Consider the following 15,392-nt stretch of genomic DNA (forward strand, 5'->3'; position numbering starts at 1 on the left):
AAACACCCCAAGAAGCCCGCCCTGTGCGGGCTTTCTTGTGTCTGGACATTCCCGAATGAACCCACACAGCATTGCGCCCCGTGTATGCCTGCTTGTATGCTCGCCTTAAAATTGAAACTGGGGCATACACGCATGAAGCGTTCGGAGATTAAGCGCCGTCCGATGGCAGACACCACCCTGGCCAGCCTTGAGCCAGAGGCCAGCACCTACCGGGAGCTAGATGGCGCCGGGCTCTATCTGCGAGTGAAGCCCACTGGCCAGAAATCCTGGGAGCTGCGTTACAAAAAAGCCGATGGCAAATGGTCATGGCTAGGCTTGGGAGGATACGGCAAGGGCAGCCACCAGTTGACCGGCGAACAGGCACGTCAAAAGGCGGCAGAGCTACGCGACAGCACAATGAAAGATGGCAGCATGCTCGCCACCCAGCGCGCCAAAAAGGCAGTGGAGCGCGAAGCCGCCAATAACACTTTCGAGCATCTGGCACGTGAGTGGTACGCCAACAAGCGCAAAGGATGGAGTGCGGGTACTGCAACCCGAACCATCGGCGCCTTGGAACTGCATGTGTTTCCTGTTTTCGGCAAGCGACCCTATCAGGGGGTTCTGCCAATGGAATGGATGGAGTTCCTGCGCGGTATGGAGCAAACCGGGATTGTCGAACAGACCAGCCGAGTACGTGGCATGTGCCGGGAAATTTACGACCTTGCTCGTGTCACTGGCCGCGCTACCCACAATCCGCTGGAAGGATTGCACAAGTTCCTGCTGACCAAGCCAGCCGAGAACTATGCCCATGTTTCAATCGACGAGCTGCCGCCTCTTTTGCGAGCTATCAGAGCGTACCCGAGCGCGGCAGACGTCCGTATCGGTCTGCACCTGCTATCTATGCTCGCCTGTCGTCCGTCTGAGCTGCGAGAAGCCCGGTGGGCTGAGTTCGATCTAGATGGCGGCCTGTGGACAGTTCCCGCCGAACGAATGAAGCGTCGTCGTGAACATGTGGTTCCACTTCCGCGCCAAGCCGTCGAACTGCTGCTCGCTCTGCACAACTTCACCGGCGCTTACCTGCTGCTATTTCCTGGCCGTAGCGACACCACCAAGCCGCGCTCCAATACCGTTTTTCTGATGGCCCTGCGTCGCCTTGGTTACGAAGGGCGACAAACTGGCCACGGATTCCGCCATATCGCCAGCACGATCCTCAATGAACACGGCTTCGACGAAAACCACATTGAGGCCCAGCTATCGCACGTAAAAGACGGGATTGCAGGGGTGTACAACAAAGCACAATACCTGGCCCAGCGAACGACGATGATGCAGTGGTATGCCGACCATCTGGACAAGCTCGCAGCCGGTAACGTTGTGGCCATAAGCAGGCGGGCTTAATACAAACCCATATCCACCAATTCAGTTCTGGAGACCAGATTGCACACCAAGAATGTGAAGTACATAAGCGAGCAAGAGACCTGTAAGCGCCTCAGTAAGGCTATCGGTAGGGACATTTCGAGGGAAGAAATAATTGAGCTTGCTGAGGAGGGTATCATTCCGGCCTATATGGAATTTCGTCCGACTGATAGCCGAGCATTTCCAGAAAAGCGATTCTATTTTGTCCATGCATTAGAGCAGGACGTTTGCATCGGAAACGGATATGAGTCCGAGTTAAGAGCCTTGCCGTTCCCCCTTCGTGAGGGAGGAATTTTCAGAGCGGCCGAATGGGCATTTCATGGAAATAGCAGGCTTCCAACGCTTCAAACAGTGGATTACAAAGTCTTTGCAAAACATGTTGACGGCTATCTTGATCCGATAAGCGAGGATCATTTTGTGAGAGTTTACGCACCGCTTGAAGTAAGGCCTTCCAGCGCCAAAGTGAAACGATATCTTAGCAATAAGATGGTTGAGCCTACTATCCATGGCTACTGCCACGCGTTTGCAGGCTTCGATATCGAGACTGTAGGAGAATGGCGAGGGATGAGTCCTTTTACGGACGACCCTGATTATCTAAACCCTGACAGAAGGCGCCCTAACAGAAAGAGTGCAAACGAGCCAAGCGAAAGCATGGGAATGGAGTTGATAATTATCTCGGCCTTAAAGCAAATAATTGAAACGCTGAGTGTAGAAAAAGGAAGTAAGAAATACTCGCAGGGAGATATTGCCAGGATGATCGAGGATATCTATCCATCCTGCATTAGCGAAACCACGATCAATAATATTTTTTCCGCCGCGAACAAAAAGCGACTTGAGGTAATCGCACGGGCAAAGCAGAAGCAAGCCGACGCTGCCAAGCTGAGGAGGGATGCATTTTAGGAATTTTGCAATTGCAATGACTCTGCTTCGTCGTGTGCATAACGTGGCAAGCCTCAATCGTATGGAGGCAAGTGAATGCACCCGAACAAACCCCACTCAAGCAAAGGGCTGATCCGTCAGCCCGCCCTCTGCCAATGGCTGGACGTGACCCGATCCGGCCTCGCCAAGCTCAGAGCGAAAGACTCCACATTCCCCAAACCCATCAAGGATAGTGATTCCCGCCAAGCTGCCGCTTATTACGTCGTTGCGGAGGTCGAGGCCTGGCTGCAATCCAAGATTGATGCCAGAGATAAAGCACAAAGCAGCCAAATTCTGGATGCGAAACAATGAGCGGTCCGAACGTTACGCACTCCAGTCGTGCCCTTTTTATGCAGTCGTGCCCATGCCCAAGGGTGGGCACGACTGAGGGCACAAGGGCACGACTGGGTAAATTTTCGGTTGCCACTGACAGTTTTCAAGGCTATCGTTCGCCTGTCGCTGCCAAATCAGCGACCGGGTGTAGGAACCCGAGCAAGCAAAAGGCGCACAGCGCCCAAGATTCCATCTCCGGCGTTTTTTTATGCCTGAGATTCCGCTTTATGGCGGCTGTGCGTGGGCAGACTTCGGTCTGGCCGGGTTCCTTTTGCCCCGGTATTCCTACCCCACGCATAGCTGCCACCCAATCCTGTAGGAAGGACCGTGGCAGCTCCTCGAAAGCAAAAGGAGCTACACCCATGCTTACCCATCTTTTCAGCCTCACTCCGTCCGAAGTCCAGAACAAAGTCGAGCGTCACCGTGCTCGCGCTTTCGCCCAGCTCAAGAGCGAATCCAGCCTCAAAGTTCGCCATGAGCGTTACAACGCCGAAATGGCCCGCGCCCGCTTCTTTGAAGCCATGTTGGCCGGGTGTGCACAATGAAACGCCTGACAACAACTACTGTTCACTTTTCCTCATTAGGCCAGCTTTCCAAAAAACAGGATCTATTTAGTGTTAATCCCGAAGTTGACGCCCGAGACGCCCTTAATAGTGCCTCCGAGTTGATTTCAGGTGTAACAGAATTACTTGAGGATGCAGCGATGGGGGAAAAACCCATTGAGGGGCGTAGCGCTTTTATGCTGGTCCATGCACTTGAAAGTGCAAGAGCCTCACTCGTTGCAGTCTTGGGGCGACTTGAAAAGCTTAGTGATCTGACCCCAGGGGCCTAACCATGAAACTTTCAAATCAGCGCCAAGTTGCGCTATCGGGATCGGCTGCGCTGGATAAAGTGCTTAGTTGCCTCGACAAAGTTAAAACTGCTGGCACTAACAAGTGGAAAGCGTGCTGCCCTGCGCATAACGACAAGTCCCCAAGTCTGGCAATAACTGAAACATCGGACGGTACTGTGTTGCTCAAGTGCTGGGCGGGCTGTACGGCTCAGGACATTGTTTCGGCTATCGGACTGGAGTTGCGCGATTTATTTCCTGGTGAAAAGCAGCCACGTCGCGGGCCAAGTAAGCGGGCGATTGAACATGAGCGCGCTGTTTACCTGATCGGGAAGTCGATGCTCGATAACGGAAAGTTGTCCGGCGACGATCTGCAACGTTTCAACCTTGCCAAACAGCGCCTGGGGGTCAAATGAACAATAAGGATAGATTTGCCGAGCAATGGGAGGAGCCGATCAAGCCGATCCAGGGGGCCAACCTCAAAGTATTGCCAACAGTCCCCGCCGTCTGGAAGGTAAACGCGGTCAGCGCCGCCAATATCAAGCCGGTGGCCATTCGCTGGCTGTGGCCTGGCTGGTTGGCCAAGGGCAAGTTGCACATCCTCGCGGGTGCTGGCGGTACCGGGAAAACCACCCTGCTGATTAGCTTGATCGCGACCATCACCACCGGCGGACGCTGGCCAGACGGTGAGCTTTGCCCAGAGCGCGGCAATGTCCTGATTTGGTCGAGCGAAGACGACCCAGCAGACACGCTGGTGCCGCGCCTGATAGCGGCTGGCGCCGACCTGAACCGGGTGCACATCATCCAAGGGCGCATCAACGCTCAGGGTGAAGCTGACCCCTTCGATCCATCGAACGATATCGGCTTGCTACGCGACAAGGTACGCGAGCTGGGCGGTGTGTCATTGCTGATGCTTGATCCGGTGGTCAGCGCTGTGAAAGGGGATATGCACAAGGCCAATGACGTTCGCCGCGGCTTGCAAGGCGTGGTGGACTTCGCCGAGGCCAATCTCTGCGCCGTGGTTGGTATCAGCCACTTTGCCAAGGGTGGCGCTGGATCGTCGCCGGCTGATCGGGTTATCGGCTCGCAAGCCTTCTCAGCGCTGGCCCGAACAGTGCTGGTGGCGGCCAAAGAGCAAGATTCTGATGCACGAGTGTTGGCGCGGGCCAAGTCCAACATCGGCACCGACGAAGGTGGCGTCTCCTACACCATCGAACCCTGCACCATCGACGTCGGCATTGAAACGACGCACGTTGCGTGGGGCGATCTGATACAGGGATCGGCGCGGGACATTCTGGGTGACGTTGAGTCGGTCGACGAAGATCGCCTGTACGATGCTGATGATCCAGCCGAAGCACTCCGGCGAATCCTGAGCGCGGGGCCTCTGACCGGGAAAGAGGCCAAAGGGCTGATGACCGGCAACGGCTACACGCAAAAGCAGATCCGCAATGCCCGCGAGCGACTCTCAGTAGTGACAGCCCGATCCGGCTTTGGCGGCGAAACAGTTGTGAGCTGGTCGCTCCCTCAAGCGAAAGGTCAGTTCGTGGCATTCCCTCCAGTCGAGCCCTCTGACGGCCAGTTGTGCCCACCCTTGGACATGGGCCCGACTGGAGAAAAAGGGCACGACTGGAACAACTTAATCAGTCAGGCACCTCCGCAGAACTTCACCGATGACGATTCGGAGGAGGTCTGATGGCCGCCCTCGCCTACCTGCTAAATCTCGGGTTTGCGGCGAAATTGAGCGGAAAGCGTGTCCGGGTTTCACCCGCAAGCAAGCTCAACGACCGTGTACGCATCTACATCAAAAACCACCGGCTGGAGCTGATCGCAGAGCTTGCCTCGAATGACGGTATCGAACGCCGCTGTCATTGGCAGGTCATGCGAGACGCCAAACCGCTCTGCACGATGATTGGGGAGCCCATGACTCGAGCGGAAGCCCTGAATGCAGTCCTGTGGCGCTGGCCGGACGCTGACCTTGCCTAGGTTCCCACCATTGGTGGAAGACCACTAACGCTCGCACCGTTACCGGATCGTTAGCAGAGATGGGCTCAGATTTGAGCGCATTAACTCCCGCCAATGGCGGACGCACCTCAGAGACTGGAATCATGAACACGCTGCACGTCAACATCACCGATACAGAGATACGCAAGCACGCCGCTGGCCCTGTGCGCCAGTTGCGCGATCACCGCTATCCCGAGTTGCGTTTCCGCTATTCAACCATCGACCGCACCAAGGGCGCCTGGCACGTCGTGGTGCGCGGCAAGTGGGGCAAGGCCGGAAACTATCCCGGCATCAATGCCAAGCTGATGCAGACCACTTTGCCTGCCATCCTCGCCCGACGCTCTATTGACCCGGACGCCACCTCGACCACCACCAGTTGGACCACGGTGGGTGATGTGCTGACCTGGTACGCCGACCGCATGAGCCGTGACCGTGGCTTGTCCGCCAAGCGCAAGGCCAGCGCCCAGTCCGCGTTACGTTGCCACCTGGTGCCACGGCTACAAGCGCTGGAGCTGGCCAGCCTCGACCGGGCCAGCCTTGACCGCCTGCTGATGTGGCCGATGCAGGAGCGTTTCGCGCTGTCGTTCGTGCGTTCGGTCTACGGCGTGCTGGCGGTGGCGTTCCGGCAAGCCACTCGCCTGGCACTGCTGGGTATCAACCCCGTGGCTGACCTCAAGTACACCGACTTTGTGCAAACCCGGATCAAGCCCAAGCCTGCCCGGTTGCGTGGTGATGACCTGCCAGCGCTGCTGCACGACCTGGCCGAACGGATCGAGCGTGCGCCGCTGGAATCGATGCTGGCGCTGATGATGCTCTGTCACGGCACTCGCCTGGGCGAAACCCGGCAGGCCCGCTGGAAGAACCTCAACCTGACCACACGCCAATGGTTCATCCCGGCACCGGACACCAAGACCAAAACCGAACACACGCTGCCGCTGACTGAGCAAGCCTGTGTGCTGATCGAGCGTTACCGGGCCACTCAACAGGCCAGTGGGTATCAGGGGCCGTTCCTATTCCCTGGGCGCGCTGGTGGGGCCATTAGCGCCTCCACGGCCAGCACCTTGTTCAAGGGGATGACCAAGGGCGAATGGTCGAGCCACGACCTGCGCAAGGTGGCCCGCACCGCCTGGGCTGATCTGGGCGTCGATTACATGGTGGGTGAAATGTTGTTGAACCATGCCATGAAAGACCTCGATGCGACCTACATCCACACCACCGCCGAGGGCATGAAACGTAAAGCCTTGGAGACCTGGCATCAGCACCTTGATGGGCACGGCTTCATGGCCTTGCACGGCGAGACATATCCGGGACACGTGGGAGAGGAACCACCCATGCAGGCCGCCAACGGCTTGGCCTCCAGCGATTCCACCCATCCATCCCAAGGGAGGAGGTTAATCGGCGAAGACCGGGCAAATGACGAATAACCAACGACCACACCACTGCACAAATTGCACACCAAAAACCGACCCAGGAGGTCAAACCATGAAAGTACCCGAGAAGATCAGCGAGCTTAGTAAAGCCATTTCCGAAGGCGCTGCCCGTATCGAGCAGATCAACAGCGACATTCAGCGTGCCGAGGCCGCCTCACAGGTAGCCGCCACCATCGCAACCCAACTGGGCGAGTTGAGCCGCGAGCGTGCAGAGCGCAAGGCCATGGCATTCGTGAGCAACACCACGGCGGATGTCGCTGACCTGAACACTCGCGAGCAAGAGCTGGAGCGCGCCAGTCGGCAAGCTATCGAGGACGGCCAGGCGGCCACCATCGCCATTGGCCTGCTCATCGAGAAGCGGGGTGGCGTCGTGGCGGAGGTCAAACAGCTCACGCAAGAGCGACACGCTCTGACTGTCGAGTGGCTAAAGGAACTGCGCCACGATGCGATCAACCGCTACATCCAGGTACTGGTCGATATCGGCGCGCCACTGGCCGATGCGCTCGCGGCTGACCGTGCGCTGCATGCGCTTGGTGCTGGCGAGTACCTGGCGAGCGGAATGATCAAGCGCATCCGTATCGCGGACTTTGCCATTCCGAACAGCTACAAGGTCCGACGTAGCACGTCCGGCATTGAGATACTCGACGCGCCGGTGCCGTGGCTGCGTGATGGCACCCTGGGCAATATCGAGACTAAGGCGCTCGCCGATGAGCTGAGGGAGGCTGGGCTGAGGACCACCCTAGCGTAAACGGGGCGACACTCGTGCAGCGCCGGTCCTAGCGATGGCTTCGGTCGGCGCTGCCAATACGAGTGCCCCCCCCTTGCTTGGGTCCCTCCTGGGCCTTTATGCAACGTGGGCATTGCGCGCCGCGCTGCAACCCTAGCTATAAGTTTTGAAAATTGGGTAACAAAAAAATCCGGGCTCTAATCGCCGGTTCCAGCAGAGCACCAAAAATAGCGCAATGCTCCGGCCCGCCTTACTCTCCGGGCGGCGCCACCTTCTTGATGCCGCGTCATTTCTGTTACCCGAGCAGTTACCCAATTCAGACCTTTTTGCTTGCACTGGGTAACAAGCTGGGTAACAGCACAGGTAACAAAATGCGCAGGGACGGCGAAAAAATATGGACGGCGGTTCAGATGCTCTTCGAGGATTCCAACCGCCAGCGTTACGCGTAACGATCAGGTGCAGTGATTAAGGTTACGGCCTCACAAATACTCACCACTGGTCATTTTTCTTGCCTGACACGGCACAGCAACTCGCAGCGTGTATGCCTATGTGTATGCCTTGAGTCACACAACCAAGAAAAGCCCAATGATTACGGGGTCATTAAAGGTCGGTTCAAACGTCCCCGGCACCAAACAGCTCTCCAGCCCCATCCCAGACAGTCTGCGAAACACCCAAGAAGCCCGCCCCGTGCGCAATGTTGTTCACTTAAGCGATTTCTGCCTCTGTGGGAGCGGGCATGCTCGCGATGGTCGTGAACGAAGACGCGTATTTACTGAGTAAATGCGATGCTCTGAAGACCATCGCGAGCAAGCCCGCTCCCACACTTGAACTGCGTGGCTCTTAAGTGAACAACATTGCGCCCCGTGCGGGCTTTCTTGTTTCTGGCGATGCGTCCTTGCCACCCTTTGTCTGAAACCTTACGCCTGGGCGCTTGGCATCACCTGGATCGCCGATTGGGTGCCACGCGTCAATTCGCGGTATTCGTAGGTCACCTTGTCTGGCGAGACCTTGCCGGTATAACCCTTCTTGATGTTGGTGACGATGTAGTTGAAGTCGCTCTTGCTGCGGGTGGTGACGACAATGTTGGCCTTGCTGCTGGCGCTGGACACGTAGTTGCCCACTTGTGACAGCGGCTGTTTGAGGCGCTGGTCTCGCTTTTTCACCAGGGTCTGCGGCACGTTGACTTGCATCGAGTCCACGCTTTCAACACTCGCTGCGCCCACGTCATTGCGCTTGTCTGCCGGCACCGCTTCCTGGCGGGTCTTCAGTTGGACCACCGCGACGTCACCCGACTGGCGCTCGATGGCGGCTTTGGCCTGACGGGCGCTTTCCAGGTCTTTCTGACGGCCCACGTAGTAGCCCGTCGGCGCTCCCAGGGCCGCGCCAATGGCGCAACCCGTGCCCGGGTGGCCGCCGGTCCCCGCCGCAATCGCCGCACCGCCAATGCAACCGAGCACGCCGCCAACCGCCGTGCTGCCCAAGGGCGAGTTCTGGCATCCACTCAACAACAAACCGGTGCAGGCAAGCAATACGGTCGATACAGCACGTGCGCGCGACAAGGGCGACTCCTTTCGGGATTGAAGATAAACATTCATTGGGGCTGATAACCGTAGGTCAGGCCCCCGAGCAGTTGCTGGCGCACCCGTTCGTTAAGCGGGTAAAACACCGGCTGGACCTGCGCCGTCCACTGCACGCTATGGGCAATGATCCAGCCCATCGGCCCAAGCGCAGAGCCGTTCTGCTGTTTGAGGTCGAGAAACAGCGGCTGCTCGGTCACTTTGTTGGTCCAGTACATCGGCACCGTCAACACCACCAGCGCATAGCCCGCGAAGGCGAGCATATAAAGCCTCGGCGGGACATAGCACAGCGTGCGGGTGAAAAAACCCAGGCACTTGAAGATGTGGGTGAAGGCACCGAGCAGGGAAAACAACAGGGCGATCATCGGCACAATCAGCGCCCGGTAGCTGTCACGACCGATCTGCGCCTTTTCGCCTCTGTCGCGGTAGTTCTGCGGGTCGACCAAGCGGTCTTCGATCAATTGTTTGGCATCGTAGCTGATGGTCGGCCGGTACACGGTTTGCTCGAAACCGCCGGGCGACAGGTCGGGTTGCAAGGTGATCAAGTACGGCAAGTGCAAGGCGTCGCGCCACTTGTTCTGGATCGGCAATTGCGCAAAGAACTGTGGGCGCGGCAAGCCCGGGTCGATCCATCGGTCGACCGAGACCAGGCCGGCGGCATAGGTACTGCGGGCCTGCAGTTGCACACGCCGGGCCACGGCCTGATTGAAACCGGCGCGGTCATTGGGCCGCCAGTCGTCGGCCACGTTGATGCCCTTCTCGCGCAGCGATTGGCGTACCGTGTGGGCATGGCGCCGGGGCACGTTGTTGGGGGTCAGGCGGCGATTGCGTTGCTTGAGGGTCTGCACATAGTCGCTCCAGGCCTGTTGCTGGTGCCGGGCAATGGAGGCCGCGCTGATCGCCTCCAGGTAACGACTGCTGCCTTGCTGGTACTGGCGATAGCTTTCATTCAGTTCGGCGAGGGAATCCTGGTAGTGGCGATAGCTGACGTCGGCATCGCCGCGCACGGTTTCGGCGAACAACTCGAAGAACGGCTGCGCCTGCTGCTTGATGCTCTCGGTCAGGTGATCTGCCGACAGCAGCATGATCGGAAACGTCGCCAGCAAGGTCTTGCCTTCGGGGCGCTGCAGATCCTCGGGTGTGAGGTTCAGGCCGGTCAGTTTGAAGTCGTGGTGCATCATCAAGTAGGTCATCGGCACACCCAGGGCCGCGCGCGCCCGCTCATCGGGCGTCGAGCGATCCACCAGGTGATTGACCAGCGCCAATTGCGCAAAGTAGGTGGTACCGATGCAACCGACGATCACCAGGGCCGCCCAGATTGTCGTGCGCAGACGGCTCCAGCCCAGGCGCAAACTCTTCTTCAGCACCATGCCCAACCCCAGCAGGGCCACCGCCGTACCGGCGATCAAGCGCCCGTAGAATTCGATGGACTCCACCTGGTGGTGGCTGGCCAGGCCACCGACCACGTCGAGCAAGCGGGCGTTGAATCCCATTTCAACCATCAGGTACAGCAGTGTCAGGGTCAGCATCACCAGGGCCAGCAGCCACTCCTGGCGCCGTGGCAGGGGCTGTTTGTCCTGGCGCAGCCAGTGCATCAACGCCCTGACCGGCGTGTGGCGCTGCGCACGGGAAGCCAATCGCTGGAACGGTGTCAGGCTGGTCACGACCGGGTCTCCACCCTGGAGATCAGGTTGATCTCCACTCGGCGCCTGGGCGGCGTAGTGGCCTGGGCATGTTCGACGACCGCATTGGCGACCGGCTGCGGCAGCGCAGAAGGGATCGACGCCTTGGCACCAGACTTGGGTGCCTGGGCTGGCTCGCTCGCCAGCGGATTGGTCGGTGGCGGTGCAGAAGGCACGGTGCGCGGCGGGGCCGGTTTGGCCGCCGGTGTATCGGCAACCGCCGGCCGGGCCTTGGACAGGGCATGCAGCAACCCCGGCAGGTCGACTTTCATCGGCCCACGGAAATTCTTGTCCTTGGAGGAATAGGTCCAGGCTTCAGAGCTTCGACCTTTCATTTGCATGGCGACGAAACTCTTGCCGTCTTCACTGCGCTGGAAAGCCAGTACGTCGCCACAGCCCCCCAGTCGGTAAGGGCCCCAGGCGGTGTTCCCGGAGATCACCACCAGAGCAGTCTGCGACTCGCACTGGGCAGTGCTGTAGCTCATGACCACCGCCGTGTCGCCGTCCAGCTCCATCGTGGTTTCAACGGTGCTTTCACGCCAGTCGTCGGGCAGTTGCACCTGCACCTTGCGCTCATGCAGGTTCAAGTAGGCTTTGCCTGCCGGGGTTTCCATGTGACTGAAAGGCCCCGCCACCGAGTTGAAGCGACCGATCACCTGGTCAGCCTGCACCCCGAACGCGCTGCACAGCAGGACAAGCATCAAACCGCGAGCAAGCCGATGGGCCTGTGCTCGCAGCGCTTTGATGGGTTTCAACGTGTGTCTTCCTTAACCGGATTCCTGGGCGAGCCGAGAGTCCGGCTACGCGCGGCGATGCTAGCACAAAGCCATTAATTCACCATAACCCCGTTGCCTCACGAACCGTGCACAACTTGCTCACTGGCAGCCTGTTGCACCCCGACCGCGAAGGCTCAAGCGGGAACATGGCTAAAAAAACATCACTAAAAGCGATGGTTCATCATCATTAAACGCGTTTTGGTCCAGACGAGTCCTGAGCATGGCCCCCTCCCCGAGTATCGAAGCGTTTGTGCGTGGTGAGCCAGGAAACCGGGGCTTAACCCCTCATCAACACCCCAATGTTGTTCACTTAAGCTATTTCTACCTCTGTGGGAGCAAGCCCGCTCCCACACTTGAACTACGTTGTTCTTAAGTGAACAGCATTGTCGTCAACACCCGGCTTTACGTTTAATCGCGCAACGCCTGTAAGCCTTGAACCAGCCGTTTTTTGGAGGAAACCCATGATTCACCATCTCGATCACCTGGTACTCACCACCGTTGATCTGCAAGCCTGCAAAGACTTCTATATCCGCGTCCTCGGCATGCACTTCGAAGCGTTTGGCGAAGGCCGGATGGCGCTTCATTTTGGCAACCAGAAGATCAACATTCATGTTCGCGGGCATGAGTTCGAACCCAAGGCGCACCTGCCCGTCTCCGGGGCGCTCGACCTGTGTTTTATTACCAGCATAAGCCTGGACCAGGTTATTGCTCACCTGCAAACAGAGGACTGGCCGATCATTCTAGGGCCGGTGCTGCGGACCGGTGCAACAGGCAAGATTCGTTCGGTTTACCTGCGCGACCCGGATTTTAACTTGATCGAACTTTCCGAACTGCACCCCAGCTGAGTCACCCTGGGCAGGCCCGAGACTGCCACGCACAGGATCGGGCCTACTGCCGAGGCAGCAGGCGCAAACCCCGCGGCCACTTGAGCAACCCCACCACCAGCGACGAAAGAATCAGCGCAATCGAAACGCCTTCAGAGGCCCCCACCCTGTGCCCCAGTATCAGCATTGAGCCCGCGACGCCAAATACCGGAATCAACAACGACAGCGGCGCGACCCTCGACACCGGGTACTCGCGCAGCAACAGGTTCCAGCCCCAATAACAGAAGTGCGTCGCCGCGTAGACCTGGAACAACAGGGAAAACAACGCCACCCACTCAAAGCGGCTGACTAAAGAGGTAAAAGGCGCAGATCCGTGGGCAAGCCAGGTAAGCGCCAACAGCGGCAGCGGCGCAAACAAACTGGCCCACACCACAAAGGCGAACATCTCCCGGACTTTCGACTGTTTGATAATGACGTTGCCGACACTCCAGCTAATCGCACTGATCAGCAACAAGCCGTAGCCCAAGGTCGTGCCCCGGCCGGGGCTGGCAGCAATAATGCTGATCAGCCCCAACAGCGCCAGCCCCATCCCCAGGATCTGGCCGAAGCTCAGACGCTCGCGAAACAGCAACACCCCCCAGCCCATGGTGAAAAAAGCGCTGAACTGGATCAGTAACGCGGCGGTTCCTGGCGGCACGCCCCATTCGATACCCAGGTTGATCAGCGCCCACATGGCCACACCAAAAATCAGGCCATAAGCGGCCAGCCACTTGATGGCAATCGGCGGGCGTTTGACAAAAAACACCCACGGCAAAGCCGCCAGGGTAAAACGCAATGCCGTGAGCAACAGCGGATCAATAGCTGCCAGCCCCAGTTTGGTGACGGGAAAGTTAAGCCCCCAAACGGCCGTCACCAGCACGGCAAGGATCAGATGTTTCTTTTGCATAGGGTTGTACTTCCAGTGGCAAGGCGGGCGGCGTCATGCACCAACCAAAGTGCCACTATGCACACGTGCAGCATCGGCCCGCTTGCACTATCAGGTCATAGATCATTAAATTCGGGCCATGCGAAAAATTGATCCCGACACCTGCGAAAATATCCCCCGCGACGCTGTCGTCACGGCCATTGACTATGCCGACGGGCAGCACTTTGCCCTGCACAGGCATAACCGCGGGCAGTTTGCCTATGCCGCCTGCGGTGTGATCACGGTGTATACCGACCAGGGCAACTGGGTGGTACCGCCGCAACGGGCCATCTGGGTACCGGCAGGGGTGCCCCACGAGATGAGCATGAACGGCCCGGTCACCCTGCTGAACACCTATATTCGCGGGCCCGCTTCTGACCGGCTTGGCCTGCCTGCACAGTGTCAGGTGTTCGGCATATCGCCCCTGCTGCACCAGTTGCTGATCCAGGCCACGGATATTCCGGCGCTCTATGACGAAACCCGCAGAGAGGGGCTGCTGATGAATTTGCTGCTCCATGAAATAGCCGCCATGCCAGCCCTTTCGCTCAATGCGCCGTTACCGGCAGAGCCAAGGCTGGCGCGTGCCTGTCGCGCGCTGCTGGAGCAGCCGTCACTGGATATCGGGATTGATGACATGGCCCGCCAGGTTGGCAAGAGTCGTCGAACCTTCACCCGCCTGTTTCGCCAGCAAACCGGCATCAGTTTCGTCGAATGGCGCCAGCAAGCCTGCCTGTTGGCTGCGGTGGTGCGCCTGGGGCACGGCGAGGCCATCACACGGGTGGCGACGGACCTGGGCTACAGCAGCCCGAGTGCTTTTACCAGTGCTTTTCGCCGGGTACTGGGCGAAGCGCCCAGCCGGTATTTCCCAAAATAGTTGAATTGAAAGCTGGCCATCCCCACCCTCGCCCGGACTAAAAAAGCCGGGCCAGAGCGCTTGCCTTCACACGAGTACAGAGCGGTTTGCGAGCCTGCTGAGCAACACCCGCAAACGTGATTTAATAGCCGCCTTTCACGATTGCGGAACAGGGGTACGGTACGATTTTTCGGCATGCCCCCCATCACCTTAAGTAGTACTCATACAAGGCTGTCATGGACACGGGATCACGACTCAAACTCATACGCGAAAGCTATAAACTGTCCCAGCGCGAGCTGGCCCGGCGTACTGGTGTGACCAATTCCACCATCTCCCTTATCGAGCAGAATCGCGTCAGCCCTTCAGTCAGTTCCCTCAAAAAACTGCTGGAAGGCATCCCCATGTCCCTGGCGGATTTCTTCACGTTCAACCAGCCGCCCCGCGAACACCAATACGTCTTCCGCGCCAATGAACAGCCGGATCTGGGGCGAGATGGCCTGCGGTTGCTGCTGATCGGCGCCTCGGTGCCGGGCCGTCAGATGCGCTTGCTGCGCGAGCAATACGCGCCGGGGGCCAGCTCGGGGGAAGAGCCTATCGTGCATACCGAAGGTGAAGAGTGCGGGCTGGTGGTCCGGGGTACGATTGAACTGACCGTGGACGGGCAGATCAGCATTTTGAATGCCGGGGACGGTTATTACTTTCCTACCACCCAGCCCCATCGCTTTCGCAATATCGGTGCGGATGAAGCCGAGATTATCAGCGCGAATACACCGGCCAATTTCTGATCCGCCCAGCAGGTTTTGTGATCACTGCATAACCTGTGGGGGGCTGGTTTGCCTGCGATGCGAACGACGCGGTCACTCAGAAAAAACAGGGCGATACCCTCGCGAGCAAGCCCGCTCCCACAGGACTGCGCAGCCGCTTGCAGGTGCCCTTGTGGGAGCTGGCTTGCCTGCGATGCAAACAACGCGGTCACTCAGGAAAAACAGGGCGATACCCTCGCGAGCAAGCCCGCGCCCACAGGACTGCGCAGCCGCTTGCAGGTGCCCTTGTGGGAGCTGGCTTGCCTGCGATGCGAACAACGCG

Annotated in this window: 17 protein-coding genes; 13 read left to right on the forward strand and 4 right to left on the reverse strand. The window is 58.6% G+C overall.

Annotation, left to right across the window (positions count from 1 at the left end; genetic code table 11):
- Nucleotides 1-132 precede the first annotated feature (132 nt).
- From BFC21_RS14845 to BFC21_RS14895, 10 genes are all read left to right on the forward strand, one after another.
- Nucleotides 133-1,374, forward strand: a complete 1,242-nt coding sequence (locus tag BFC21_RS14845) for a tyrosine-type recombinase/integrase (RefSeq protein WP_120266290.1) — start codon at nucleotides 133-135, stop codon at nucleotides 1,372-1,374.
- A gap of 39 nt (nucleotides 1,375-1,413) precedes the next feature.
- Nucleotides 1,414-2,292, forward strand: a complete 879-nt coding sequence (locus tag BFC21_RS14850; protein WP_120266291.1) for a hypothetical protein — start codon at nucleotides 1,414-1,416, stop codon at nucleotides 2,290-2,292.
- A gap of 75 nt (nucleotides 2,293-2,367) precedes the next feature.
- Nucleotides 2,368-2,622: an AlpA family transcriptional regulator gene (locus BFC21_RS14855; protein WP_120266292.1), complete on the forward strand. Its 255-nt coding sequence runs from the start codon at nucleotides 2,368-2,370 to the stop codon at nucleotides 2,620-2,622.
- Nucleotides 2,623-3,005: 383 nt separating this feature from the next.
- Nucleotides 3,006-3,188 (forward strand): hypothetical protein, encoded by a 183-nt coding sequence (locus BFC21_RS27585; protein ID WP_120266294.1) that lies wholly within the window; start codon nucleotides 3,006-3,008, stop codon nucleotides 3,186-3,188.
- On the forward strand, nucleotides 3,185-3,475 hold the full coding sequence (locus BFC21_RS14870) for a DUF3077 domain-containing protein (protein ID WP_120266295.1): 291 nt from the start codon (nucleotides 3,185-3,187) through the stop codon (nucleotides 3,473-3,475). Before BFC21_RS27585 ends, BFC21_RS14870 begins: the two co-directional genes overlap by 4 nt.
- Nucleotides 3,476-3,477: 2 nt before the next feature.
- Nucleotides 3,478-3,888: a virulence-associated protein E gene (locus BFC21_RS14875; RefSeq protein WP_120266296.1), complete on the forward strand. Its 411-nt coding sequence runs from the start codon at nucleotides 3,478-3,480 to the stop codon at nucleotides 3,886-3,888.
- Nucleotides 3,885-5,165 (forward strand): AAA family ATPase, encoded by a 1,281-nt coding sequence (locus BFC21_RS14880; RefSeq protein WP_120266297.1) that lies wholly within the window; start codon nucleotides 3,885-3,887, stop codon nucleotides 5,163-5,165. Before BFC21_RS14875 ends, BFC21_RS14880 begins: the two co-directional genes overlap by 4 nt.
- Complete coding sequence (locus BFC21_RS14885) at nucleotides 5,165-5,455, forward strand: hypothetical protein (protein ID WP_120266298.1); 291 nt, start codon at nucleotides 5,165-5,167, stop codon at nucleotides 5,453-5,455. Before BFC21_RS14880 ends, BFC21_RS14885 begins: the two co-directional genes overlap by 1 nt.
- A gap of 122 nt (nucleotides 5,456-5,577) precedes the next feature.
- Nucleotides 5,578-6,897, forward strand: coding sequence for a site-specific integrase (locus BFC21_RS14890; RefSeq protein WP_120266299.1), 1,320 nt, complete (start codon nucleotides 5,578-5,580; stop codon nucleotides 6,895-6,897).
- A gap of 58 nt (nucleotides 6,898-6,955) precedes the next feature.
- Nucleotides 6,956-7,651: a hypothetical protein gene (locus tag BFC21_RS14895; RefSeq protein ID WP_120266300.1), complete on the forward strand. Its 696-nt coding sequence runs from the start codon at nucleotides 6,956-6,958 to the stop codon at nucleotides 7,649-7,651.
- 896 nt (nucleotides 7,652-8,547) lie between these two features.
- Here the strand turns inward: BFC21_RS14895 and BFC21_RS14900 are convergent.
- The 3 genes from BFC21_RS14900 to BFC21_RS14910 are packed head-to-tail and all read right to left on the reverse strand — an operon-like array spanning nucleotide 8,548 to nucleotide 11,644.
- Complete coding sequence (locus BFC21_RS14900; protein ID WP_157700494.1) at nucleotides 8,548-9,189, reverse strand: glycine zipper domain-containing protein; 642 nt, start codon at nucleotides 9,187-9,189, stop codon at nucleotides 8,548-8,550.
- Nucleotides 9,190-9,221: 32 nt separating this feature from the next.
- A complete protein-coding gene (locus BFC21_RS14905; protein WP_088378212.1) occupies nucleotides 9,222-10,871 on the reverse strand; it encodes a hypothetical protein in 1,650 nt (549 codons plus the stop codon).
- On the reverse strand, nucleotides 10,868-11,644 hold the full coding sequence (locus BFC21_RS14910) for a hypothetical protein (protein ID WP_088378213.1): 777 nt from the start codon (nucleotides 11,642-11,644) through the stop codon (nucleotides 10,868-10,870). Before BFC21_RS14910 ends, BFC21_RS14905 begins: the two co-directional genes overlap by 4 nt.
- A 482-nt stretch (nucleotides 11,645-12,126) precedes the next feature.
- Here BFC21_RS14910 and BFC21_RS14915 point away from each other — a divergent pair, with 482 nt between their 5' ends.
- A complete protein-coding gene (locus BFC21_RS14915; RefSeq protein ID WP_088378214.1) occupies nucleotides 12,127-12,510 on the forward strand; it encodes a VOC family protein in 384 nt (127 codons plus the stop codon).
- 43 nt (nucleotides 12,511-12,553) lie between these two features.
- Here BFC21_RS14915 and BFC21_RS14920 read toward each other — a convergent pair whose 3' ends face one another.
- On the reverse strand, nucleotides 12,554-13,435 hold the full coding sequence (locus tag BFC21_RS14920) for an EamA family transporter (protein ID WP_120266301.1): 882 nt from the start codon (nucleotides 13,433-13,435) through the stop codon (nucleotides 12,554-12,556).
- Between the two features lie 118 nt (nucleotides 13,436-13,553).
- Between BFC21_RS14920 and BFC21_RS14925 the strand changes: the two genes are divergently transcribed.
- Nucleotides 13,554-14,327, forward strand: a complete 774-nt coding sequence (locus BFC21_RS14925) for a helix-turn-helix domain-containing protein (RefSeq protein ID WP_120266302.1) — start codon at nucleotides 13,554-13,556, stop codon at nucleotides 14,325-14,327.
- Nucleotides 14,328-14,542: 215 nt separating this feature from the next.
- Nucleotides 14,543-15,091, forward strand: coding sequence for a cupin domain-containing protein (locus BFC21_RS14930; RefSeq protein ID WP_016783486.1), 549 nt, complete (start codon nucleotides 14,543-14,545; stop codon nucleotides 15,089-15,091).
- The last annotated feature ends 301 nt before the right edge of the window (nucleotides 15,092-15,392 follow it).

Source organism: Pseudomonas sp. TMW 2.1634 (assembly GCF_001703595.1).
In the GTDB taxonomy this organism is placed as follows: domain Bacteria; phylum Pseudomonadota; class Gammaproteobacteria; order Pseudomonadales; family Pseudomonadaceae; genus Aquipseudomonas; species Aquipseudomonas fragi.